This window comes from Pseudomonas sp. GL_093 (assembly GCF_057837605.1).
This window is the reverse complement of the sequence record NZ_CM174448.1, coordinates 3,115,834-3,139,984: the sequence shown is the minus strand read 5'-3', so window position 1 is coordinate 3,139,984 and position 24,151 is coordinate 3,115,834. Positions and strand designations below refer to the sequence as shown.

The following is a 24,151-nucleotide window of genomic DNA, read 5'->3' as shown; positions in this document are numbered from 1 at the left end:
ATCCCGTTACGGATCAGAATTTGCCACCCAGCGGGTATTCGATCGCCAGGCGGATCTGATTGGCGTCCAGCTCCGCTTGCGCCGCATTCCCGCGATGAACCGCATGGCGCAGGCTGAACGCGAGGTTTTTCGCGACGCCCGACTGCACCACGTATTTGGCCTGCAGATCACGTTCCCAGTGCTTGCCGCCCTGCCCGTAACCCAGCCATTTGTATCCGCCGTTCGGGTCCATGTGCGTACCGTCGATGCCGCTGCCGCGCACGTACAGTGCGCCGAAGGTCAGGCCGGGAATGCCATAACCAGCCATGTTCAGGTCGTAGCGCGCTTGCCAGGAAGCTTCCCGGGGCGCGTTGAAATCGGACAGCGCCACGGCGTTGCTCAGGTAGATCGCGCCACGGGTCACGTAATCGAAGGGCGTGTCGCCATCGACCTTTTGATAACCCAGCCCGAAGCTGTGGGCACCGAGTTTGTAGGTCGACAGCAAACTCCAGGTGGTGTTGTCGATGCGGCCGGACAAGGCTTTTCCGGTGTCCTGGGTTCGGTACAGATTGAGATCAAAGATCAGGTCCTGGCCTTCCGCCAACGGCTGGGTGTAGACCGCGCCCAGGTAATGCTGTCGCCAGGTGTCGGCGTAATCCGCGCTGAACAGGCTGGCGTTGAGCCCTTTGACCGCCGTGTTGCGCACCCCCACCAAGTCAAAGCTGTCGCCCTGTTTGCCGTTGGAGTAATTGACCACAAAGCCTTGGTCATGACTGGTGGCGTTGCGGTCGGTACTTTCGTTGAAATGTCCGCCATACAGGGTGGTGGCGGGCAGTTCGCGACTGGTCAGCAGCCAGCCGGTGGCGGTCTCCGGCAGCAAGCGGCTGTCGGATGAACCGAACACCGGGGTTTTCACCCGCTGCTCGCCGTAACGCAATTCCGTCGAGGAAAACCGCAGCTTGGCCACGGCGCCGCCACGGCTGAATTCATCCTTGGGGTGCCCGTCATTGTCCACGCCCAACACCCGCGTCTTGCCGGCCCGCCCGCCGCCGCTGTCCAGTTCCCAGCCGGAATACACATGGGCGTCCAGGCCCAAGCCCACGGTGCCGGCGGTGTAGCCGGAGGTGAAATCGGCCATCAGGCCGTAGGCCCACTCCTCGGCCAGGTCGCTGCGTTCAGCGCGGGGCTTGAAGGCGTTGCGCGCGCCATTGCTCAGTGAGCCGTGTTCATAGTCGCGACGGTCGTAGAGGCTGCGGTTCAGCAGGCTCCATTGGCTGTCTTCGATAAAGCCTTTTGCGGTGTCTTGCTCTGAAGCCAGGGCGAGCAGGGACTGCCCGCCCAATGCCAATAGCAGGGTATGCGTCGATAGGGTTTTCACAGTGCAACTCCACAGAATTCGGGGTCTGCAAGGTGTCCCGCCGAACGGGGGACACCGTAGGTCACCTCAGAGGTATTTGAGGATCGCGATATCGCGGCGGCGCTGTTTGAGGTTGGCGAACCAGCGCGTCGGGAAGAACAGCAGCACCCCGAGGATCACACTCCACAGCCACACCGTGGGCAGGTTATCGAAGCCATAGTAGGCCCCCTGATTGGCGCCCCAGATCGCGACCGCCACCAGGTACATGGCCTTGAGTACGTACAAGTGCAGCAAATAGAAGAACATCGGCGCCCCGCCGTAAATCGCCAGGGTCGCGGTGGACCAGCGATCCTGCAGCTTCTCGAACAGCGCCAGCAAGATCAGCGAAAGGCCAATCGTCGGCATCAGGAACATCAGCGAGGGCGGGTACTTCTTGGCGCTCATGAAACTCATGAAGGTGCGCAACGCATCACCGGTCTGCACCCAGGGTTTCTCGCCATAGACGTTCAGATAGCGAATGAACACGAACGCTACCAGCAGGCCGGCGCCCAGTTTGAGCAGGCGGGAAATCCGCTCGGCCGGGGCCGTGTCCTTGCCGAACCACGGCCCGATTCCCCACCCCAGCAGGATCACGCCAATCCAGGGCAATACCGGGTAAGTGGTGCGGGCCCGGGTGAATTCGGTGATGTCGATGAACACCCGCTGATGCAGGATCGACCACGGCACAAAGAACGGCGATTCCGGCCCCACGGTCACGCCATCGAGCAGGTTGTGCCCGGCGACAATGGCCACACCGAGCACGATCAACCAACTGCGTTTGAAGTGCAGCAACCCGGCAAGCACGATCATGCAGATGCCGATGCACCAGATCACCTGCAGCCACAGGGTCTTGGGCGGGAACTCGGCGTTCCAGGCAAAGCACACGAAGGTGACTTCGAGAAACACCAGAAACAACCCGCGCTTGAGCAGGAACACCGAGGTTTCTTTCGCCGTGTGTTTCTGGCTGTAGAGCCAGGCCGACAAACCGGTGAGGAAGATGAACGCCGGGGCGCAGATCTCGCTGAGCATGCGGGTGAAGTACAGGTCCGGCGTGACGCTCAACGCATCGATCGGGTCGGTGACCTGACGGTGCAGCAGAAAGGTTTCGCGCACATGGTCGATCAGCATCAACAGCATGACGAAGCCGCGCAAGGCGTCGATCGCCAGCATGCGGGTGTTGGCCTTGACGGCACTGGTTGCAAGCGCAGGGGAAGCGGCTGTCGCCTGCCCTGCCAATCCTGAAGATGGGGTCATATCAGTCACTCATGTAGTGGTCGAGGGGTCAGGCCTGTTTCTTCAGCCTGGCGACTTCCGATGCCGGCAGCTGCGACGGCGCTCGCGGCAACGGCGTCTGGCCCTGTGATCGATAGAACGACAGTGTCGAACTGAAGCTCTTTATATCGAACGGTTCGGCCTTGCCTTGAGGACTGATGCGCTCGCCGGGCGTGCGGTCCTTGTATTCCACGGCCACCACGTAGGTGCCCTGCCACGGCAGCTCGAAGCTGACTTTGCCCGCGGCGTCGGTGCGCTGGGTGAACACGTCACCGGAACCGGTTTCCAGCACCACGTCCTGGTCGGCCAACGGTTTGGACGCATAGAACACCTGGAACTGCGCCTTGCCCGCATCGGCGACGCCGGTCGGCACGATGTCCAGGGTCAGTTCCGGGGTGCGCGCGCGCAAGTCACCGACCCAACGGGTCGCCGGCGTCCAGTGGGTCTTCAGCGCCTTGTCCGCCTCATGAAGGTCGAAGATCGGATAGTGCAGGTCCTGGGCCAGCAGCGAGTCATCGGTCCGGGTTTGATGCGTCACCGCAAAGGCCTGGCGCTGCAAGGTCAGTGTTAACGGCTGGGACTGGTTGCTGATCGACCAGCCCTTGAGTTGCTGGAACCGGTCCATCCCGCCCGGCGTGACTTCCAGCATGTTCTTGTCATATTCCCCGTAGTACAACGCCAGGGGTTGCCCGGGTGGTTGTTCATACCAGATTTGATGTGCCTCGCTGCTGCTCGCCAGCAATAAGACGCCGTAACCCAATAGTGCTTTTGCGTTGCTCATTCGCATTTTTTTACGCTCCGATTGGTGTTATTCAGCGGTTTGTTGCAGCCGTCTCATCCTGTGGAATCAGCGACTTCAAAAACCGCTCCCCTCTCTCTGAACGCATTACAGCGCAGAGACTTTTGCGCTTTGCTCTGAAATCAGTGCATAGGGGGCAATCGGCAACTGTTTTTGTGGCTTGAAACAGCCGTTTATGCGGCTTGCGCCAGGATGAAGCGCGTTGGGCGGTTCTGTTGGATCAATGTCCAAAGAACGTGCACTGCAAAACAACTGTGGGAGCGAGCTTGCTCGCGATGAGGGCATCACATTCAACATCTCTGCTGACTGTGACGTCGCTATCGCGAGCAAGCTCGCTCCCACAGGGGATTTGTATTGGGTTTGAGAATGGAGTCTGTCAGTGGCGCAGCAACTTGCGCAGCGGCACGCCGTCCTTGAGCACTGGAGATTTGATGACGATGTAACTGAAGTACTTGGAAATGCCGATGTTCTTGTCCAGCAGGCTTTCGATCACTTCCTGATAATGCTGGATGCTGCGGGTCATGAAGCGCACCAGATAATCGTAGCCACCGCTGATCAAATGGCATTCGAGCACTTCGTCCACCAGACGGATATTGGACTCGAACTTGGCGAAGTCTTCGCGCTTGTGGTCGCTCAAGGTGATTTCGGTAAACACCGTCACCGAATCGGTGATCTTGGCCAGGTTCAGGTGCGCCTTGTAGCTGGAAATATACCCGGCCGACTCAAGCCGTTTGACCCGTTGCAGGCAGGGACTGGCCGACAACCCCACGGCATCGGCCAGGCTGACGTTGGTCATGCGCCCGTCCTTTTGCAGCTCAACCAGGATGCTGATGTCGATTCGGTCCAGTTTGACTAACCCTTCCATTGCGTACCTCTTGACTGCCGTTTGTAAGACAATCTTCTAGCAAAATCAGCGCCGTAAAGACAGCTGATGCTGAGCTACCAGATCCGCCATGCTGTTAATACAGTAATCCGCCGCGCACGGCGTGGGGTGTTTTGACCGGCCGCGACAGATCAGGCACACGTCTTTGGCCGCCTGTCGACCGGCCGAAGGACGGGTCACTTGCAGGATGTTGCCGGGTTCAAGGTCGTTGGTCTTTAACCACTGCGGATCGAGCAAAGGGTCGCTGGCCAGTGAAATGAAATCGTCGGGCATGATCCCCAGCCGCTCACACAGCAACCCTCGATCCTCGGCATCCCGGTCGCCGTGCACCAGCAAGCGGTAGAACTTGCGCAGGTACAACATTGCCCCGGGCGCGTCCTCGAACAGCGACCAGCCGGCCACCGAACGGGCAAAGCTCATGCCCTCCTCCCAACTGGCTTTCAGGCCCCAGCGCTCGGCCAGCTGGCGATGGGCGAAACACAGCACGCCACTAAAGCCCAGTTCAGCGAAACGCGGATACAGCGCGCGCACCACCTCGCTGTATTCGGCCAGCACCTGTTCCTTGTCCGGATGACCGCCTCGGCTGTCCAGCAGCGGTTGCAGTGCCGTCCAGACACCCGAGTCCCGATCGACCAGGACCTCATCGCAATCGATGAGCAGTGCTCGATAATCAGTCAGCCCCATGGTGTGCAAAGCCTCCGATGATGCATTCCATCAATCCATGCTCCATAAACGCTCACGGACGATGCCTTGTGGCACCGCCCCGAGCGGCCATGAGCTCAGTTCAAGACGCGTGCCAATGCCGCTTCAAGAATCTGCAGCGCTTCATCGACCTGTGCTTCGGTGGCCACCAGCGGTGCGAGGAAGCGCAGCACGTTGCGGTACACACCGCATTTGATCACCAGCAAACCGCCGGCCCGGGCTTCATCGATCAGTCGCTGATTCAGGTCGGCGTCCGGCGTGCGGGCCGCGTCATCCTTGATCAGTTCGATTGCCAGCATGAATCCGGTGCCGCGCACGTCGCCGATTTGCCCGTAACGGGCCTGCAAACGCAGCAGCCCCTGACGCAAACGCTCGCCCAATGCTTCGCCGCGGGCCAGCAGCTGTTCTTCCTCGAAGGCATCGATCACCGCCAGCGCAGCGGCGCAGGACAAGGCGTTGCCACCGTACGTGCCGCCCAGGCCACCGGGTAGCGGCGCGTCCATGATCTCAGCCTTGCCGACCACCCCGGACAACGGCAAGCCACCGGCCAGGCTCTTGGCGACGGTCACCAGGTCCGGCTGAATGCCGGCGTGCTGGAAACCGAACCACTTGCCGGTACGGCCGAAACCGGTCTGGATTTCATCGAGAATCAGCACGATGCCGTGCTTTTCAGTCAGCGCGCGCAGGGCCTGGAGAAACTCCGCCGGTGCCGACAGGAAACCGCCGTCACCCTGCACCGGTTCAATGATGATCGCGGCGACACGCTCAGGGGCAACCTGGGTGGCCAGCAACTCGTCGAGGGCCTTGAGCGCCATCTCGCTGGTGACGCCGCGATAGGCATTCGGATACGGAGTGTGGAAGACCTCTGGCGCGAACGGCCCGAAGTTCTGTTTGTACGGCTGGCTCATGCCGGTCAGCGTGGTGCCGAGCAAGGTACGGCCGTGGAAGCCACCGCGAAAGGCGATCACCGCCGAGCGGTTGGTGTGGGCGCGGGCGATTTTCACCGCGTTTTCCACCGCCTCGGCACCGGAGGTAAAGAACGCCGCTTTATACGCTTCCTTGCCACCGATCATTTCGCACAGACGCTGGGCCAGGTCCAGATAAGGCTTATAGGCCACCACCTGGAAGCAGGCGTGAGAGACCTTTTGCAATTGCGCCTGCACCGCAGCGACCACCTTCGGGTGGTTGTGACCGATGTTCAGCACACCGATGCCGCCGACAAAATCCAGGTAGCGCTTGCCGTCCACGTCCCACAACTCGGCTCCTTGGGCGCGATCGATCACCAACGGGTGAGCGGTAACCAGGCCACGCGGCACGAATTGATCGCGCTGACGGAGCAAATGAGGGGTTTCGTCGACTTTGCTATTCATGGCATATCCCATCGTGAGTCCGGCAACCGGGAGGTGGTTGCGATGGTGTTCAGGTTAAGCCTTGCGCGAAACGATCTACGCCGAACTTGGCCCCTGAGAAATTCGGATCGACTGTTTTCACCCTGCCAAACGGCAGATTCCTTTCACCCGCCGAATCTGCCGGGCCGTCGCTGATCGAACATCGCGAAACCCGTTTAACCCGGCCCTTTCGACAGATCCTGCGCCGACGTTGCGCGATGATGGACAACACCTTCATCCCTCAGGACATGCCCATGGCCCTGCTTTATAAAGCTGACCCTGTGCGCGGCGAACAGTGGAAAGCGCTGTTTGCCGAACACGCCCCGGATATCGAATGGCGCGCCTGGCCGGACATCGGTGATCCCGCGGACATCGAGTACCTCGCCGCCTGGCAGGCACCCGACGATCTCGAGGTTTTGCTGCCGAATCTGAAAGTGCTATTTGCGTTGTCCGCCGGGGTCGATCAACTGGACCTCAGTCGCTTGCCCGCAAGCTTGCCGGTGGTGCGCCTGCTGGACCCGGGCATCACCCGCGGCATGTGCGAGTACGCCAGTTTTGCGGTGCTGAGCCTGCACCGGGACATGCTGCGTTATCGCCAGCAACAAATGGCGCGGTGCTGGCAGGCGCACTTGCTGCAACCGGCGATCACGCGCCGGATCGGCGTGATGGGCCTTGGTGCCCAGGCTCAGCAAATTTTGGCGACGTTACAGCCGTTGGGCTTTGCCTTGTCGGGTTGGGCGCGCAGTGCGCATCAGGTCGCTGGCGTGGAGTGCTATGCCGGTCGCGAGCAACTGCCGGTGTTTCTCAGTCGGTGCGACATTCTGCTGTGCGTGCTGCCGCTGACTGAGCAGACTCAGGGCATTCTTGATCGTGAGTTGTTTCGGCAATTACCCCATGGCGCGGCGTTGATCAACATGGGCCGTGGCGGGCATCTGGTGGAAAGTGACTTGCTGGAGGCGCTGGACAGCGGGCAGCTCAGTGGCGCGGTGCTGGATGTGCTGCAGGAAGAACCGGCGCCGAAGGATCATCCGTTTTGGGATCATCCGCAGATTCTGCTGACCCCGCATATTGCCGCGATGACGCAGCCGGAGAGTGCGTTTGGGGTGTTGTTGGAGAATATTCGGCGGCATCAAAGAGGCGAACCGATGGTGGGCCTGATCAACCGCACCCAAGGTTACTGACACCACATTGATCGTTCCCACGCTCTGCGTGGGAATGCAGCCCGGGACGCTCCGCGTCCCTTTCCAGAGCTGGAACGCGGAGCGTCCCTTGAGGCATTCCCACGCAGAGCGTGGGAACGATCATTCAGTGGTGGCTTAGAGAATGTCGGCGATGGCTTTGCCAACCTCTTGAGTAGAACCCTTCCCCCCCAAATCCGGCGTAATCGGCCCCTGCGCAATCACCCGCTCAATCGCCTGCAAAATCCCGTCATGCGCCGCGCGATAGCGCTCATCTCCATTCCCCAGAAAATCCAGCATCAAAGCCCCTGACCAGATCATCGCAATCGGGTTGGCGATGTTCTGCCCATAGATGTCCGGCGCCGAGCCGTGCACCGGTTCGAACAGCGACGGAAAGCGACGTTCAGGATCAAGGTTGGCCGACGGCGCAATACCAATGGTCCCTGCACACGCCGGTCCCAGGTCGGACAGAATATCGCCGAACAGGTTTGACGCCACCACCACATCAAACCGGTCCGGTTGCAGCACGAAACGCGCGCACAGAATGTCGATGTGCTGCTTGTCCCAGGTGATGTCCGGGTACTGCGCCGCCATCAATGCGGTGCGCTCGTCCCAGTACGGCATGCTGATGGAAATCCCGTTGGACTTGGTCGCCGCCGTCAGGCGCTTGCGCGGTCGGGTCTGGGCCAGTTCGAAGGCGAACTTGAGAATCCGGTCCACGCCGCGCCGGGTAAACACCGACTCTTGCAGCACGAATTCATGCTCGGTGCCTTCGAACATCTTGCCGCCCACCGACGAATACTCGCCCTCGGTGTTCTCGCGGATCACCACGAAATCGATGTCCCCCGGTTTGCGTCCGGCCAAGGGACACGGCACGCCTGGGAACAGCCGCACCGGACGAATGTTCACGTACTGGTCAAAGTCCCGGCGAAACTTGAGCAGCGAGCCCCACAGGGAAATGTGGTCCGGCACCTTGTCCGGCCAACCCACGGCACCGAAGTAAATCGCGTCGAAGCCCTTGAGCTGTTCGAACCAATCGTCGGGCATCATTTGCCCGTGTTCCAGGTAGTAATCGCAATGCGCCCAATCGAGCACTTCGATGCTCAGATCCAGCTGCCATTTCTTCGCGGCCTGCTCCAGTACTCGCAGCCCTTCCGGCAGCACTTCCTTGCCGATGCCATCGCCGGCAATCGCGGCGATTTTGAATGTCTTGCTCATCAATCTGCCTCCCCGTGTCTGTGAATTACAGCCCACCGATGTGGAAGGCTTTGACTTCAAGGTATTCATCCAGACCGTACTTGCTGCCTTCGCGGCCCAGGCCCGATTGTTTGATGCCGCCGAACGGCGCGACTTCCATGGAAATGATCCCGGTGTTGAGGCCGACCATGCCGAACTCCAACGCCTCGCCGAAACGCCATGAACGACGCAAGTCCTGGGTGAAATAGTAGGCACCCAAACCGTAAGGCGTGGCATTGGCCAGGGCGAGGGCTTCGGCTTCATCGGTAAAGCGCATCAGCGGCGCCACCGGGCCGAAGGTTTCTTCGTTGGCCAGCAGCATGCCCGCGTGGGCCTCGCCGAGTACCGTGGGCTGCACGAATTGGCTGTCGCCCTCGGGAATACCACCACAGAGCAACCGCGCGCCCTGACTCAGGGCATCGTCGATGTGCCGGGCGACTTTGCTCACCGCCGCCGGGTTGATCAGCGGACCGATGGTGACGTCGGCGTCCAGGCCGTTACCGACCTTGAGCTTGCCCACCTCCTCCACCAGACGCTGGGTGAAACGTTCGTAGATGCCGTCCTGCACCAGAATGCGATTGGCACAGACGCAAGTTTGCCCGGCGTTGCGAAACTTGCTGAGCATGATGCCGGCGACGGCCTGCTCAAGGTCAGCGTCGTCGAACACAATGAACGGCGCGTTGCCGCCCAGTTCCAGGCTCAAGCGCTTGATGTGTTCGGCGCTCTGGCGCATCAGCAAGCGGCCGACGGCGGTCGAACCGGTGAAGGAAATCTTGCGCACGCTCGGGTTGCCGGTCAGCTCTTCGCCGATGCCGACGGGCATGCCGGTCAACACGTTGAACACCCCGGCCGGGATGCCCACGCGTTCGGCCAGTACCGCCAACGCCAAAGCAGACAATGGCGTCAGGTCCGAGGGTTTGACGATAATCGGGCACCCGGCCGCCAGGGCCGGTGCGCATTTGCGGGTGATCATCGCGTTGGGGAAATTCCACGGGGTGATCGCGGCGCACACACCTACTGGTTGCTTGAGGGTCAGCAGTCGGCGGTCACCGCTGGGGGCCGGCATGGTTTCGCCGTAGACCCGTCGGGCCTCCTCGGCGAACCATTTGACGAAACCGGCGCCGTAGCGAATTTCGCCTTTGGCTTCGTTCAACGGCTTGCCCTGCTCGCAAGTCATGATCAGCGCCAGGTCGTCGAGGTTGTCGATCATGGCCTGATACCAGCGCTCAAGCAGCGCCGCACGTTCCGCCGCCGGGCGTGCGCGCCAGGCCGGCCAGGCTTTTTCGGCCGCTTCGATGGCGCGACGGGTTTCCGCGCCTTGCATCGCCGGTACGCGGGCAAGCAACTGGCCGTTGGCCGGGTCGATGACGTCCAGGGTCGCGGCGTTGTCGGCGCCGATCCACTGCCCGTCGACATAGGCGAGTTCTGCCAGAAGGCTGGGGTCTTTCAAACGATTCTTGAGCATGGTCGAGTCCTGATCCGAGACACGCTCCAGTCTAGGGAGGTGCTGCGGATGAGGATGCTGAAAGTGTGGTTTGCGCGGTGTTGGATGCTGAAATTCGGGGTGGGACGGCAGGCTCTACCGAGAGTCTTATGGTCCGTCAGACAAACACAAAACCCTGTGGGAGCGAGCCTGCTCGCGATAGCGGTGTGTCAGGCGACAACTACATCGACTGGAAGGACGCTATCGCGAGCAGGCTCGCTCCCACAGGGGAAATCACTGTTTCAGGGAACCGAGCAGGCCATCAAGAAACCGCTCCGCGGCCTCCATCTGGCTGATCTCGATGAACTCGTCCGGTTTGTGCGCCTGTTCGATCGAACCCGGTCCGCAAACCACCACCGGCACATCGAGGCGCTGCTTGAACAGCCCGCCTTCGGTGCCGAACGATACTTTGGCGGTGCCGGTATCCGGCGCGGCGAAGTTCTTCAGAAAGCGCACCGCTTCGACGCTCGGGTGCGTATCGAGACCGGGATAGACGTTGACGGTTTCAATCTCAATGGCCGCAACACTGGACAGCTTTTTGGCCTCACGCACGATGACTTCGGCACGCTCGCGCATCTGTTCCAGGAACTGATCCAGATCGTCCGCCGGCAAGTTGCGCACTTCGAAGTCCAGGGTGCACAGGTTCGGCACAATGTTCAGCGCCTTGCCGCCAACGATCTGCCCGACATGCACGGTGCTGTAGGGCACGTCGTAGTCAGCATCCTGGGCGCCCTGCTCTTGCAACTGCTGCTGGCTTTGACGCAGCGCGGCGATGAAATCGCAGGCCACGTGAATCGCATTGACCGAGCGCGGTGCCAGCGAGGAATGCGCTTCCAGGCCGCGACAATACGTGCGGTAAGAACCTTTGCCCTTGTGCCCCAACACAAACTGCATGTTGGTCGGCTCACCAATCAGGCACAAAAACGGTCGCACCGGCGCCAGGTGCAACACGTCCAGCAAACGGCGCACGCCGACGCAACCGGTCTCTTCGTCATGGGACAGCGCCAGTTGCAGCGGTCGGCTCAAGGGGCTGTCCGCCGCGTCGAGCATCGCGTCGATGGCCAATGCAATGAAGCCCTTCATGTCGCAACTGCCACGGCCGTAAATCCGCCCGTCCTGCACCGTTGCCTGAAAGGCCGGGAAGGTCCAGGCCTGCCCCGCCGCCGGCACCACGTCGGTATGCCCGGACAGCAGAATCCCCGGCAACTCGCGTGGGCCGGTGCTGGCGAACAGGTTGGCCTTCTTGCCGGTTTCATCCTTGACGATCAGCGACTCGATGCCTTTGGTCAGCAGTAGCTCGCGCACGTACTCGATCAGGGCCATGTTCGACTCCGAAGACACGGTGTCGAAGGCCATCAGGCGTTTGAGAATTTCCAGTACACGGGGTTTCATGAGGCCTTGCTCCGTTGCTCGGCTGAGAGGGCGAACCGGTTGATGGAGAACGGCTCAATCGACGTGCTGGTGCTGCCGGTGCTGATCAGTTCGGCCATCACATCGCCGACGCCAGGGCCGAGCTGGAAGCCGTGGCCGCAGAAGCCGAACGCATAGAACAAGCCATCGACAGTGCCGCTGGGGCCCATCACCGGCAGGGAGTCAGGCAGATAGCCTTCGATGCCGCTCCAGACCCGAATGATGTTGAGATTGCCGACTCCCGGCAGCAGGCGGCGCATCTGTTCCATCTGATTGAGGATGCTGCGCGGCTCGACATAGGCCCGGCGATTGAGCATGTCCGGTTTGCTGCGGTAACCACCGCCAATGACGATGTTGCCGCGCGGAATCTGGCGGAAATAGATCACTTCCTCGGGAATTTTGGTGTACACGCCGATGACCGTCGGCAAGGCGTAAGGCACCGGTTCGGTTACCGCCATTTGCGGGCCGTGGGTGTCCAGCGGCACTGGCTCGCCGAACTGCGCCGACAGCTTTTGGCCCCAGGCGCCCGCGGTGATCAACAGCTGGGCGGCGCTGAATTGGCGGCCATCGGTGGTGGTGACGCTGAACTCGCCAGCGACCTTCTGCACTTCGGCGACTTCGGTCTGTTCTTCGATCCGCGCGCCAAGGCGTCGTGCGGCACGGGCAAACGCCGGGGCAGCCAACCGTGGATTGGCGTGGCCGTCGTGGGGCGCGTAGGAGCCGCCCTTCACGTCTGGCCCGAGAAACGGGAAGCGCTCGTGCAACTCGGCGCCGCGAAAGATTTTCAGGTCCAGTTGCGCCGCTTCAGGTGCTGCCGCGTAGGCTTCCAGCTCAGGGATTTCGTCTTCGCGGTAACACACACGCATGTGCCCGCTGGCGATGAATTCGAGATCGTCGTCGATCAACTCTGGCAAGCGCTTCCACAGGGCCCACGAACGGTTGGCCAACGCCAGTTGCCCAAGGAATCGGCCCTGGCGCCGTACGTTGCCGAAGTTCACGCCGCTGGCGTACTGACCAATCTGGTCGCGCTCCAGCAGGATCACCGACTGACCGCGCTGACGCAGAAAAAACGCCGCCGCCGAGCCCATCAGGCCGCCGCCGACAATCACGACATCGGCTTTGTGAACCGTCATGGCGACACCTCCTCGGTGAGCATCGAAAGGGGTTTGACCGGCGCCTGACCGCGCTGCCGGCCGACCTGTTGCACGCTGACACCCGCAGCGGCAGCAATCACCTCGGCCCCGGCCTGGGAGCAATAACGACCCTGGCAACGGCCCATGCCGACCCGGCTGAACGCCTTGGCCCGATTGACTTCACAGGCACCTTTTTCGCTGACGGTGCGGCGCAACTCCCCGGCGCTGATCATCTCGCAGCGACAGACGATGGCAGCATCCGGCAAGGCTTTGGCTTGCGCCGACGGCCAGGGAAACGCCTGGGCCAGCCCCAAACGAAACTGATCCATCACCGCCAGCGCGTGGCGTTGTTCGTCGCGCAAACCAGCATTTAAAGGTTGGTGCAGGTCCTCCAACAGCGCCATCGCGACCAGCCTTCCGGCGTGTTCAGCGGCATCTGCGCCACGAATCTTCGAGCCGTCCCCGGCCGCGTACACACCACTGACCGAGGTCCGGCCGTCCTCATCAACCGCCAACAACCATTGACTGGACGCCTCATCGAACCGCAGGCGACAACCGGCCAGGTCCGCCAATTGCGTTTCCGGGCGCAGGTGATAACCCAGGGCCACGGCATCGCAATTGACCGTCAGGGTTTCCCCGCGCGCCGTGCTGACCCGCACGCCACTGACTCCGCTCGCGGCGTCGCCCAGCACTTGCAGGGGTTTGATCCCCAGGTGCACCGGGATCTTCGCCTGATACAACTGCGCCAAGAGTTTCATCCCGGTGAACAGCAATCCGGGACGCGCCAGCAGTTTGGGCATGGCAAGGATGCGTTTGCTCAGCGGCGAGGTATCGAGTACTGCCGCCACATTGGCGCCGGCTTTGACATATTGGCTGGCCACCAGATACAGCAACGGCCCGCTGCCCATGAACACCACGCTGTGGCCGATGGAGACTGCCTGGGACTTGAGCGCGATCTGCGCCCCGCCGAGGCTGTAGGTGCCCGCCAATTGCCAGCCTTCGATTGGCATCAAGCGATCGGTGGCGCCGGTGCAGAGGATCAACGCGTCGTAATCCACCGTCGAGTGCTTGCCCTGACTGACGCAGCACAATTGCCCCGGCGTGAGGTTCCACACCAGTGTGTCCGGGCGGTAGTCGATCGCCCCGCGCAAGCGATCGAAGCTTAGGTGCAGGTCCCGTGACTTGGCGGCTTCGGTGCCGTACAGCGTGGCGTAATCGCGGGTAAAGCCTTCTGGCTGGCGGCGGTAGATCTGCCCGCCATCCCGGCGATTTTCATCGATCAGGATCGGCTTTAAACCTGCGGCCACCAGGGTTTCGGCACAGCGAATCCCGGCCGGCCCGGCGCCGACGATAACGACTTTATTAGAGCTCAGCCGTGCAGTGGCCATGTCGCCTCCGGTTGTGTGGTGACGATGTCCAGCCCTTCACGGACTTCGTTGGAACAGGCACGCAGGCGTTCGCCGCTGCGGGTCCAGACCCAGCAATCCTGGCAGGCGCCCATCAAACAAAAACCGGCGCGGCGGCCAGAATCGAATTCCGACTGGCGCAACGCCGAGCCCTGAGTCAGCAACGCGACCATCAGGGTATCGCCCTGCAGCGCCTCGATGGGTGCGCCGTCCACCTTCAGATTGACGGTCGGCCGGCCCTGCTCGGCCAGCCTCACAAAACGCCCCTTCATGCATAGGCTCCCTGGCTCATGATGTTCAAATCCTGCTGGGTTTTCAGCAGCTCGGCCGTATCGTGGTGGCAAAGGATTTCGCTGCCACCGGCGATGACTCGGCGGTTCGGCGCGGTGCGATTGCACAGGCCGTCGACCCGCACCGGGCACCGATTGAGGAAAGTGCACAGCTCCGGCACGTTGGCCCTGGCGCCGATTGGCGGCAGTTCGCCGCAAGTGGTGCCGCAGTTCTCCAGCCAGCCCTGACGCAGTTCCGGCACCGAATGGATCAACAGGTCGGTGTAAGGATGGAACGGTGCCTGGGCGAACGCTTGCCGAGTGCCGGCCTGAACTTTGTGGCCGCTGTACATCACCACAATGTCATCGCACAGCGCGCGCACGGTGGAGATGTCGTGACTGATGAACAGGTACGAAACCCCCAGTTCCTGACGCAAGTCGCGCAGCAGTTCGAGAATCGCCGCGCCGACCACGGTGTCCAGCGCCGAAGTCACCTCATCGCACAGAATCAGGTCCGGTTTGGCCGCCAGCGCCCGGGCCAGGTTGACCCGCTGCTTTTGCCCGCCGGACAGTTCATTCGGACGCCGTTCGGCCATGGCTCGCGGCAAACGAACGAGATCCAGCAACTCGCCGATGCGCTCGCGCAATGCAGCCCCTTTGAGACCGAAATACATCTTCAGCGGCCGGCTCAGGATGGTGCTGACGCTGTGCATCGGGTTGAGCGCAGTGTCGGCATTCTGGAAGACCATTTGAATGCGTCGGAACTGTTCGGCGGTGCGCTCGGACAGGCTGCCGCCCAGCGGTTGACCATCGAATGTCAGCCCGCCCAGCGCCGGGGTCAGCAACCCCGCCACCACCCGCGCCAGGGTCGATTTGCCCGAACCCGACTCACCGATCACGCCGATGGCCTGGCCCCGGCGCACGGTCAGGTCGATGTCTTCCAGCACCCGAATCGACGGCATGCCGTGCATGTTCTTGTTGCCGTAACCGGCAGTCAGGCCCTGGATGGTCAGCAAGGGCGTGTCTTGCGCCACATCGCAGGGCGGGCGAATCGTGGTGTCCGGCCGTGCCGCCGCCAGCAGGCTGCGGGTGTATTCGTGGGTCGGGCCTTTGAGTAAGGGCGCAGTGGCGCTTTGTTCGAAAATCTCGCCGCCGTTAAGCACCACAATCTGATCGGCCATCTGCGCGACCACCGCCAGATCGTGGGACACGTAAACCGCCGTCGCCCCCCGTTCGCGCACCACCCGTTTGAAGGCGCGCAGCACGTCGATCTGGGTCGTCACGTCGAGGGCCGTCGTCGGTTCGTCGAGCACCACCAGCAGCGGATCGCTGATCAGCGCCATGGCCGCCATCACCCGCTGCAGTTGCCCGCCGGAGACTTGATGGGGGTAGCGCTGGCCAATGCGATCGGGATCCGGCAGCGCCAGGTCGCGGAACAACTCGATCGCCTTGGCTTCGAGCACGGCCCGGCTGCCCAGGCCATGAATCAATGCGCCCTCCACCACTTGATCGATGAGTTTTTTCGCCGGATTGAACGCCGCCGCCGCACTTTGGGCGATATAGGACACGCGGTTGCCACGCAGGCCTTGCAGCTCGCTTTCGCTCAACGCCAGCATGTCGTGCTCGCCGATCTGCACCACGCCGGACGCCAGGCGACAACCGCGCCGGGCGTAACCGAGCAGCGCCAGAGCGATGGTGGTCTTGCCGGAACCGGACTCGCCGATCAACGCCAGCACTTCACCTTTGGCCAGGGAGAAACTCACGCCCTTGACGATTTCCACTTCGCCACGCTCGCCACAGGCGACCACGCGCAGGTTTTCGACTCGAATCAATTCACTCATTTCAATGGCCTCCCGAACGTCGACTACGTCGCGAAGACAGGCGGTCGATAAACAGATTCACACCGATGGTCAGGGTGCCGATGGCCAGGGCTGGAATCACGATGGCCGGCGCGCCCTGGTTGAGGCCGCCAATGTTCTCGCGCACCAGTGAGCCAAGGTCGGCATCCGGCGGTTGCACGCCCAGGCCGAGGAAGCTCATGCCGCTGAGCAGCAGCACGATGAAACCGAAACGCAGCCCCAAATCTGTCAGTACCGGGTTGAGCATGTTCGGCAGGATCTCCACGCACGCGATGTACAGCCGACGCTCGCCGCGAGTGCGGGCCACTTGCACGTATTCCAGGGCTTCGATGTTCACCGCCATGCTGCGGGCGATGCGGAATGCGCCGGGGGTGAAACTCAGCACCGCCGTGCAGATCAGCAAGGTCACCGACGAGCCGAAAGCCGAGACCATGATCAGCGCCAGCATCTTGCTCGGGATCGAAATAAAGGCGTCCATCAAGCGACTGATCACCTCATCCAGCCATTTTGGCGACACCACCGACAGCAGCGCGCAACTGGTGCCCAGACCGCTGGCCAACACGGCCGCCACCAACGCCAGGCCAACAGTGAAACGTGCGCCGACGAGGATACGGCTGAGCATGTCGCGGCCCAGGTAATCGGTACCGAATGGGTAAACGGCGCTGATGCTGTCAAAGACATTGTCAGAGACCACTTCACCCACCGGATGCGGCGCCAGCCAGGGGCCGAAGATCGCCACCAGCAACCAGATAACGCACATCGCAGCCCCGATCAGACCCAGCCAGGCCGGACCATGAGACACCTTGCCAACCGACAGGTCAGGGGTCGCAGGCGTCGATTTCACAATGAGATTGTTCATTGGTTTCTCAGCCTCGGATTGGACAGAATCGCGCACAGGTCGGCCAGCAGCACCAACCCCAGGTACGCCGTGCAAAACAGCATGGTGCAGGCCTGGACCAGCGCCATGTCACGGTTGGTCACCGCATCGACCATCAAGCTGGCGATGCCGGGGTAGTTGAAGATCGTCTCGACGATCACCACCCCGCCCAACAGGTAGGAAAGACTCAGGGCGATGGCATTGGCGATCGGCCCGATGGCATTGGGCAAGGCATGGCGCAGGACGATGCGCATCGGGCTCACGCCTTTGAGCCGGGCCATTTCCACGTAGGGACTGTCCAGTTGATCGATCACCGCGGCCCGGGTCATGCGGGCCATTTGCGCCACGATGACGCAGCACAGCGTCAGCACCGGCAAGGCGTAAGTGCGCATGAATTGCCAAGGTGAGGTGATGTCACTGGCGTACGACAGCGCCGACAACCAGCCCAGGTTCACCGCAAAAATCAGCACCGCCAGGGTCGCCACCAGAAACTCCGGCACCGCGACCATCGCCAGGGTGAAAAAGCTCAGGAAGCTGTCGATGCGCCCACCGCGTCCCATCGCCGAGCCGATACCCAGAATCAACGCCACCGGCACTGACACCAGCGCCGTGGCGGCCGCCAGCATCAAGGTGTTGGGCACCCGCCCGGCCATCAACTCGCTGACCGGCATGGCGTTGGAGACCGACTGGCCCATGTCGCCGCTCAGCAGGTTCATCAACCAATGCAGGTAACGCAACACACCGGGCTGATCCAGACCCAGTTTCAGGCGCAACGCCGCCACCTGTTCCGGCGTGGCGAACTGCCCGAGCGATTGTTGCGCCGCGTCCCCCGGCAGTACCGCCGTGATCGCAAACACGACCATGGACACGATCAACAAGGTCACGATCGCGGCGCCCAGGCGCCGGCCGATCAACCACAGTGTGTTGCTATTCATCGCCCTACCCTCATGCAATGTCCCCGTCGCTTCAATCACCGCTCATCAAGCGTCCAGCCAGACCTGCTCGGCGAACATGTAGCCCATGAAACCGCCCAACGGGTTGCTGCCGTAGCCTTTGATGCGCTGGTCGACACCGTCGATGTTGCTGATGAACACCGGCACGCCGATACCGCTGTGGTCATGCACCAGGGTCTGCATGTCGGCGTACATCTTGCTGCGCTTGGCGTCGTCGGTTTCACCCCGGGCGAGCATCAACAACTGATCGAACTGATCGTTCTGCCAGCCGGATTCGTTCCACGGCGCTTTCGACTGGAAGAACTGCGAGAACATCACGTCGGCGTTCGGCCGCGGGTTGATGTTGCCGAAGCTCAACGGGTGCTTCATCCAGTGGTTGGACCAGTAGCCATCGCTCGGCAGGCGGTTGACGTCGAGCTTGAGCCCGGCCTGTTTCGCCGACTGTTGCAACAGCACCGCGATGTCCACCGAACCGGTGGCGGCCGGCGATGCGACCAGCGGCATGGTGATGCTTTCCATGCCGGCCTTCTTCAGCAGGAATTTGGCTTTTTCCGGGTCGTAGACCCTTTGTGGCAGGTCGGCGTTGTAGTAACGCGAACCGGGGGAAATCGGATGGTCGTTACCGACCACGGCAAAGCCACGGAACACCGCGGATTTGACCTGTTCACGGTCCAGCAGGTGCTTCATGGCCTGGGTGAATTCGGCGCTTTTGCCCGGCATCTGGTCCTGGCGGATGATCAGGTCGGTGTAGTTGCCCGATGGCGCATCGACAACCCGGTGCTTGGGGCTGGCCTTGATGCGTGTGGTTGAGCGCGGGTTGACCTCGTTGATCAGGTGCACGTCGCCCGACAGCAGCGCGTTGATCCGCGACGGTTCGTCGGCAATGGCGATGAATTCGATCTCGTCCAGGTACGGCAGGCCCGGTTTCCAGTAGCCGGTATTGCGCGCGGCAATCGAGCGCACGCCCGGTTTGAATTCCTTGACCTTGAACGGCCCGGTGCCGATGCCCTGGTTGAAGTCGGTGGTGCCTTCCGGAACGATCAGCAGGTGCGACACGGCGAGGATCGACGGCAGCTCGGCGTTCGGCGCGCTGAGGCGGATCTGCACTTCGTTGGGGCCGGTGGCTTTGATTTCTTCGAACTGCGCCATCAGCGGCATGACCTTGGAGCCGGTCAGCGGATCCTTGTGGCGCGACAGCGAATACACCACGTCGGCGGCGCTCAGGGTCTTGCCGTTGTGGAAGGTCACATCCTTGCGCAGGGTGATGGTCCACAGCGTGGCATCGGTGTTGTCGATGCGCTCGGCCAGTTCCAGTTGCGGCACCAGGTGGGCGTCGAAACGGGTCAGGCCGTTGTAGAACATGAAGTGGCGCACGTAGTCGGTGGACAGCGCGCCTTTGGCCGGGTCCAGCGTATCGGCGGTGGAACTGGACATGCCGGCGACACGAATCCGCCCGCCCGGTTTGCCTTTGCCGGGGGTGGCAGCTTCTTCGGCGAACAGTTTACCGGCGGCGCCAAACAGGCTGCCTGCGCCCGCCGCAGCCACACCGGCCACGCCGAGCATTTGCAGGGCATTACGGCGCGACATGCCGCGATTGAGGCCTTCGAATACCCGCAGGCTTTCCTGGCCGGAGATCAGTTGGGAGTCGATCTTGTTGTCAGTCATATCAGTTGTACCTGTCGAAAATGAGAAGGTTCGAGTGCTCGCGGATGTCCGGAGCGTCCTGGAAACGCAAACGACGGTGACGCCACAACATCAACTCAATGCAAATAATCCTGGAAGCGGTAATAGGCGCCCACAAACGGCAGGAACCACGGTTTGCCGAAATGCCCGGGAATCGCCGGCCATTCGAGTTCACGCCAAGGGTTGGCTTCGACGTTGCCGGCCATGACATCGGCCATGACCTGGCCCATGTGCACCGACATCTGCACGCCATGGCCGCTGTAGCCCATGGAGTGATAAATCCCGCCGTGCTGACCGGCACGGGGCAAGCGATCGGACGTCATGTCCACCAGCCCGCCCCAGCAGTAGTCGATTTTCACGTCAGCCAACTGCGGGAACATCTGCACCATCGCCGCTTGCAGCACCTTGCCGCTCTTGGCGTCATTGACGCTGTCCGACATGGCGAACCGCGCACGGCCGCCAAACAGCAGGCGATTGTCCGGGGTCAGGCGGAAGTAGTTGCCGATCATGCGGCTGGTGACATAGGCGCGGCGGCCCGGCAACAACTGCTCGATCAGCGACGGTGGAAGGACTTCGGTGGCAATCACGAAACTGCCCACCGGCACGATCCGCCGCCGGTACCAGCCCAAACCGCCGTGCTGACAGGCGCCCGTGGCCAACAGCACCTGGCCGGCGTGCAGCGATCCCTTGCTGGTGTTGACCTGATAACCGCCGGCCCGGGCTTTCCAGTCCGTCACCGAGGTGCCTTGATGGATCAACGCACCATGGCGAGCGGCGGCCTCGGCCAACCCGACACCGAAGCGCCCGACATGCATCTGCACGCCGTTGCGCTGCAGCAAGCCACCGTGGAACTGAGCGGAATTGACTTCCGCGCGGGTCTGCTCGGCAGTCAGCAATTCGACGTCGGCATCCACTTCCTTGCGAATCAGTTCGCAGGTCCGTGCCAGGCCCTCGTAGTGCATGGGCTTGGCCGCCAGTTTGAGTTTGCCATTGCGAATCAGGTCGCAGGCGATCTGCTCCTGGTCCACTAATGAAACGACACTCTGCACCGCGCTTTCGTAAGCCTGGTAATAAGCCCGAGCCTTGTCAGCACCGAGACTGGCGCTGAGCCCGGAATAGTCCTGGGCAACGCCGGTATTGCACTGGCCGCCATTGCGCCCCGACGCTTCACCGATGACCCGTCCGGCCTCGAGCACCACCACGCTGGCGCCCTTCAAGGCCAGCGCCCGAGCCGCCGCCAGGCCGGTGAAACCACCACCGACGATGGCCACGTCGACCTGCCCGGGCAATGCGCCGAGCTGTGCACCGCTGAACGCCGGTGCGGTGTCGAGCCAGTAGGATTCACTGCCCATGTCTAACCCGCCTATGCCAAAAGAAGAATGCGCTGAAGAGTGCCGTTACCGTTCGACTCAGAGACCCACCAGCGCGGCCAGCCCGCCAATATCGGTGATCTGTTGGTAGCCGTAGAAAGCATTGCCCGGGACTTCGTGACCACGGGCGACGAAGGCCTTGTTCTTGATCTTCATGTCGTGGGCCGGCATCAGGTCGTAACGGAAGCTGGAGGACACATGCAAGATGTCTTCCGGTCCGCAGTTGAGGTTGTCGAGCATGTACTCGAACGCGGCCAGACGCGGCTTGTAGGCCTGGGCCTGTTCGGCGGTAAAAACCTTGTGGAACGGTGCGCCGAGTTTGTCGACGTTGGACATGATCTGGCTGTCGCTGGCGTTGGAGAAAATCACCAGCGGGATCTTGTCGGCGATCTTCGACAGGCCGGCCGGCACATCGGGGTGTGGGCCCCAGGTCGGCACGGCGTCGTAATACAGCTGACCTTCGTCACGGTACTCGATGCCCCAGCGCTTGCAGGTCCGCGCCAGTGCGGTCTTGAGGATTTCGTCATACGGCATCCAGTCACCCATGACCTGGTCCAGGCGATAGGCCGAGAAGTCCTTGACGAACTGATCCATCTGCTCGGGCTTCACGCGATCGGCGAACAGTTCGCGAGTCATCGTGCCCATGTGGAAATTGGTCAGCGTACCGTAGCAGTCGAACGTAATGAATTTGGGGCGAAGAAAGCTCATTGAGTGCGGTCCTGAAGTTCGTTGAGGTCATGGCGTGACAAGCATTCGCTCCGTTACCGAAGCTGTGATGCAACGCTGCAGCACACCGTCATTACAACACTGTGAAATCAGCAGATGGCGTTAAAAGCGACCTCCGCTTGATACAAACCACCGTTTTAACGCCCGCCCTCAGCAGACTTTGCGGCACGCACAAGCCTTGGGCAAACCCCGTATTTGTGCGCTCTTATGGGCCTTTATAGCCCTGCAAGGGCCGATCACGCACCGATCTACCGCAGAACCTGCGCCGGGCTGAACGAAAACGGGCGCTTCCTTGCGGAAGCGCCCGTTTGGGTGCGGTTTGAAACTTCACTTTTGTAGCAGCTGCCGAGCCTGCGAGGCTGCGTTCGGCTGCGCAGCAGTCGTGAATTCAGGCGCCGCGGTCTTTCAGATAAACCGTATTCATAGATTTTACGACTGCTTCGCAGCCGAACGCAGCCTCGCAGGCTCGGCAGCTGCTACAGATGGCGTGCTGCGGGTTACTGGACGATATCGATCAGCACACTCTTGAAGCGTAAATTGGCTTCGAACGCTTCGCGCCCCAGGTCCTTGCCGATGCCGGAGCGTTTGTAGCCGCCGGTCGGCAGGATGTAATCGTTACTGCGCCCGTAACGGTTAACCCAAACGGTCCCCGCCTCCAGCCGCCGAACCAGACGCAGGGCGCGATTGATATCGGCGGTGTGTACGCCCGCCGCCAGGCCGTAGGTGGCGTGTGCGGCCAGGCTCAGCGCCTGCTCTTCATCATCGAATGCCTGCACCGTCAGCACCGGGCCGAAGATTTCTTCGCAGACGGCCGGGTTGTCATTGTCCAGCCCCGTCAGCAAGGTCGGCTGGTAATAAGCACCGCCCAGACCTTCAAACACTCCGCCGCCGGTCAGCACTTCAGCACCGGCCTGACGCGAGCGCTGGACGATGCCGTCGATGCGGCTGGCTTGCAGTCGGGAAATGATCGGCGACAACGTGCTCTCGGCTGACCAGGTCGGCCCCGGGCGCAGCTCCTCGAAATACGCCTGCAAATGCGCAATAAAGGGTTCCATGATCGAGCGCTGGATCAACAACCGCGAACCGGACACGCACACCTGCCCGGCGTTGCCGGTGATGGCCAGCGCCACAGTGCGCGCGGTTTTCGCGATGTCCGGCACGTCGGCGAACACCAGTTGCGGGCTCTTACCGCCGAGTTCCAGTGTCACCGGTTTCGGCCCCACCAGCGCGCAGGTCGACATGATGCTCGACCCCGTCGCCGTGGACCCGGTGAACGTCACCTTGGCCACACGCGGATGGCGACACAAGGCATCGCCGGTGATCCGGCCATCGCCCTGAATGACGTTGAAAATCCCCGCCGGAATGCCCGCCTGCAGCGCCAGTTCGGCAAAGCGCAGGCTGGAGAACGGTGTCAGCTCCGAAGGTTTGAGCACCACGGCATTACCGGCGGCCAACGCCGGGGCCACTTTCCAGGAGGCCATGCTCAAGGGGAAATTCCACGGTGCGATGGCGGCAATGACGCCGTAGGGTTCGGCGATCTGCATACCCAGTCGGTCGGTCTGAGTCGCTGCCACGTGACCGCCATGCTTGTCCGCCAGTTCGGCGAAGAAGCGAATGCCTTCGGCGACATAAGGAATATCCCAGGCAATCACATCTTTATGAGGACGTGTCGAGCCCACGGCTTCCAGCGGTGCCAGAATGGCGGCGTCCGCCTCGATCAGATCGGCCCAGCGGCGCATCACCCGCGCCCGCTCCCGGGGTGGACGACTGGCCCAGTCACTGCGGTTGAACGCCTGCCAGGCATCAGTGACCGCTTCATCCACCACGTCGGCATCGGCGATTGGCAACTGCGCATAGACCTGGCCGTCAGAGGGGCGCACCACCTCAAGCCCGGGTTGTGCATCGCGGTACTTTCCAGCAATGAAGTGAGCGCTGCGCACAGCGATAAGGCGGGGATCGAAGCTATCCATGGAGCACTCCAAATAAGGGACGATGCGTCGTGAACTCAGGTCTCCATCGTAGAAAAAAAGCCCTGGCATTTGCTGCCGACCTTGCGGTGCATTTAAGTAGTAAGTGTGGTCTGCCCGCCTCGGGCTTGCGGAATCTGCCGAATGCTCCAGCCCCCCTTGTCAGGCCTTCACGCAGATGG

General features: G+C 61.8%; 20 protein-coding genes. 1 reads left to right on the top strand and 19 read right to left on the bottom strand.

Translation table 11 applies throughout. The features are described from left to right. Positions 1-13 precede the first annotated feature (13 nt). From AC3IUE_RS14530 to gabT, 6 genes are all read right to left on the bottom strand, one after another. Entirely contained in the window at positions 14-1,357 is a 1,344-nt protein-coding gene (locus AC3IUE_RS14530) for an OprD family porin (RefSeq protein ID WP_489268316.1), read from the bottom strand. Between the two features lie 66 nt (positions 1,358-1,423). After that, a complete protein-coding gene (locus AC3IUE_RS14525; protein ID WP_056743923.1) occupies positions 1,424-2,629 on the bottom strand; it encodes an acetyltransferase domain-containing protein in 1,206 nt (401 codons plus the stop codon). Between the two features lie 28 nt (positions 2,630-2,657). After that, entirely contained in the window at positions 2,658-3,428 is a 771-nt protein-coding gene (locus AC3IUE_RS14520) for a DUF4198 domain-containing protein (RefSeq protein ID WP_489268314.1), read from the bottom strand. Between the two features lie 394 nt (positions 3,429-3,822). Then, a complete protein-coding gene (locus AC3IUE_RS14515; protein ID WP_008055821.1) occupies positions 3,823-4,311 on the bottom strand; it encodes an Lrp/AsnC family transcriptional regulator in 489 nt (162 codons plus the stop codon). Positions 4,312-4,356: 45 nt separating this feature from the next. Beyond that, entirely contained in the window at positions 4,357-5,013 is a 657-nt protein-coding gene (locus AC3IUE_RS14510) for an HAD family hydrolase (RefSeq protein ID WP_489268311.1), read from the bottom strand. Between the two features lie 95 nt (positions 5,014-5,108). Continuing rightward, complete coding sequence (gabT, locus tag AC3IUE_RS14505; RefSeq protein WP_489268309.1) at positions 5,109-6,401, bottom strand: 4-aminobutyrate--2-oxoglutarate transaminase; 1,293 nt, start codon at positions 6,399-6,401, stop codon at positions 5,109-5,111. A gap of 272 nt (positions 6,402-6,673) precedes the next feature. Between gabT and AC3IUE_RS14500 the strand changes: the two genes are divergently transcribed. Next, positions 6,674-7,600 (top strand): 2-hydroxyacid dehydrogenase, encoded by a 927-nt coding sequence (locus AC3IUE_RS14500; protein ID WP_489268307.1) that lies wholly within the window; start codon positions 6,674-6,676, stop codon positions 7,598-7,600. 135 nt (positions 7,601-7,735) lie between these two features. Here the strand turns inward: AC3IUE_RS14500 and AC3IUE_RS14495 are convergent, their stop codons facing one another. The 13 genes from AC3IUE_RS14495 to AC3IUE_RS14435 form a co-directional block, all read right to left on the bottom strand. Next, entirely contained in the window at positions 7,736-8,815 is a 1,080-nt protein-coding gene (locus tag AC3IUE_RS14495; RefSeq protein WP_489268305.1) for a tartrate dehydrogenase, read from the bottom strand. A gap of 25 nt (positions 8,816-8,840) precedes the next feature. Then, entirely contained in the window at positions 8,841-10,298 is a 1,458-nt protein-coding gene (locus tag AC3IUE_RS14490; protein ID WP_489268303.1) for an NAD-dependent succinate-semialdehyde dehydrogenase, read from the bottom strand. 252 nt (positions 10,299-10,550) lie between these two features. Further along, positions 10,551-11,708, bottom strand: coding sequence for an acetylornithine deacetylase (argE, locus tag AC3IUE_RS14485; protein WP_489268301.1), 1,158 nt, complete (start codon positions 11,706-11,708; stop codon positions 10,551-10,553). Continuing rightward, positions 11,705-12,859 carry an NAD(P)/FAD-dependent oxidoreductase gene (locus AC3IUE_RS14480; RefSeq protein ID WP_489268299.1) on the bottom strand — a complete coding sequence of 385 codons (1,155 nt, stop codon included), beginning with the start codon at positions 12,857-12,859 and terminating at the stop codon, positions 11,705-11,707. Before AC3IUE_RS14480 ends, argE begins: the two co-directional genes overlap by 4 nt. Continuing rightward, on the bottom strand, positions 12,856-14,247 hold the full coding sequence (locus AC3IUE_RS14475; protein WP_489268297.1) for an FAD/NAD(P)-dependent oxidoreductase: 1,392 nt from the start codon (positions 14,245-14,247) through the stop codon (positions 12,856-12,858). Before AC3IUE_RS14475 ends, AC3IUE_RS14480 begins: the two co-directional genes overlap by 4 nt. Further along, positions 14,229-14,537, bottom strand: coding sequence for a (2Fe-2S)-binding protein (locus AC3IUE_RS14470; RefSeq protein ID WP_415769402.1), 309 nt, complete (start codon positions 14,535-14,537; stop codon positions 14,229-14,231). Before AC3IUE_RS14470 ends, AC3IUE_RS14475 begins: the two co-directional genes overlap by 19 nt. After that, positions 14,534-16,375, bottom strand: coding sequence for an ABC transporter ATP-binding protein (locus tag AC3IUE_RS14465; protein ID WP_489268294.1), 1,842 nt, complete (start codon positions 16,373-16,375; stop codon positions 14,534-14,536). The genes AC3IUE_RS14470 and AC3IUE_RS14465 overlap by 4 nt, the downstream gene beginning before the upstream one ends. A gap of 1 nt (position 16,376) precedes the next feature. After that, entirely contained in the window at positions 16,377-17,252 is an 876-nt protein-coding gene (locus tag AC3IUE_RS14460) for an ABC transporter permease (RefSeq protein ID WP_033062146.1), read from the bottom strand. Next, positions 17,249-18,205 (bottom strand): ABC transporter permease, encoded by a 957-nt coding sequence (locus AC3IUE_RS14455; RefSeq protein ID WP_056743945.1) that lies wholly within the window; start codon positions 18,203-18,205, stop codon positions 17,249-17,251. The genes AC3IUE_RS14460 and AC3IUE_RS14455 overlap by 4 nt, the downstream gene beginning before the upstream one ends. A 45-nt stretch (positions 18,206-18,250) precedes the next feature. Next, positions 18,251-19,888, bottom strand: coding sequence for an ABC transporter substrate-binding protein (locus tag AC3IUE_RS14450; protein WP_489268291.1), 1,638 nt, complete (start codon positions 19,886-19,888; stop codon positions 18,251-18,253). Between the two features lie 95 nt (positions 19,889-19,983). Then, positions 19,984-21,258 carry an NAD(P)/FAD-dependent oxidoreductase gene (locus AC3IUE_RS14445; protein WP_489268289.1) on the bottom strand — a complete coding sequence of 425 codons (1,275 nt, stop codon included), beginning with the start codon at positions 21,256-21,258 and terminating at the stop codon, positions 19,984-19,986. 57 nt (positions 21,259-21,315) lie between these two features. Next, on the bottom strand, positions 21,316-21,984 hold the full coding sequence (locus tag AC3IUE_RS14440) for a haloacid dehalogenase type II (RefSeq protein WP_056743952.1): 669 nt from the start codon (positions 21,982-21,984) through the stop codon (positions 21,316-21,318). 515 nt (positions 21,985-22,499) lie between these two features. Then, positions 22,500-23,972 (bottom strand): aldehyde dehydrogenase family protein, encoded by a 1,473-nt coding sequence (locus AC3IUE_RS14435; RefSeq protein WP_489268287.1) that lies wholly within the window; start codon positions 23,970-23,972, stop codon positions 22,500-22,502. Positions 23,973-24,151 lie beyond the last annotated feature (179 nt).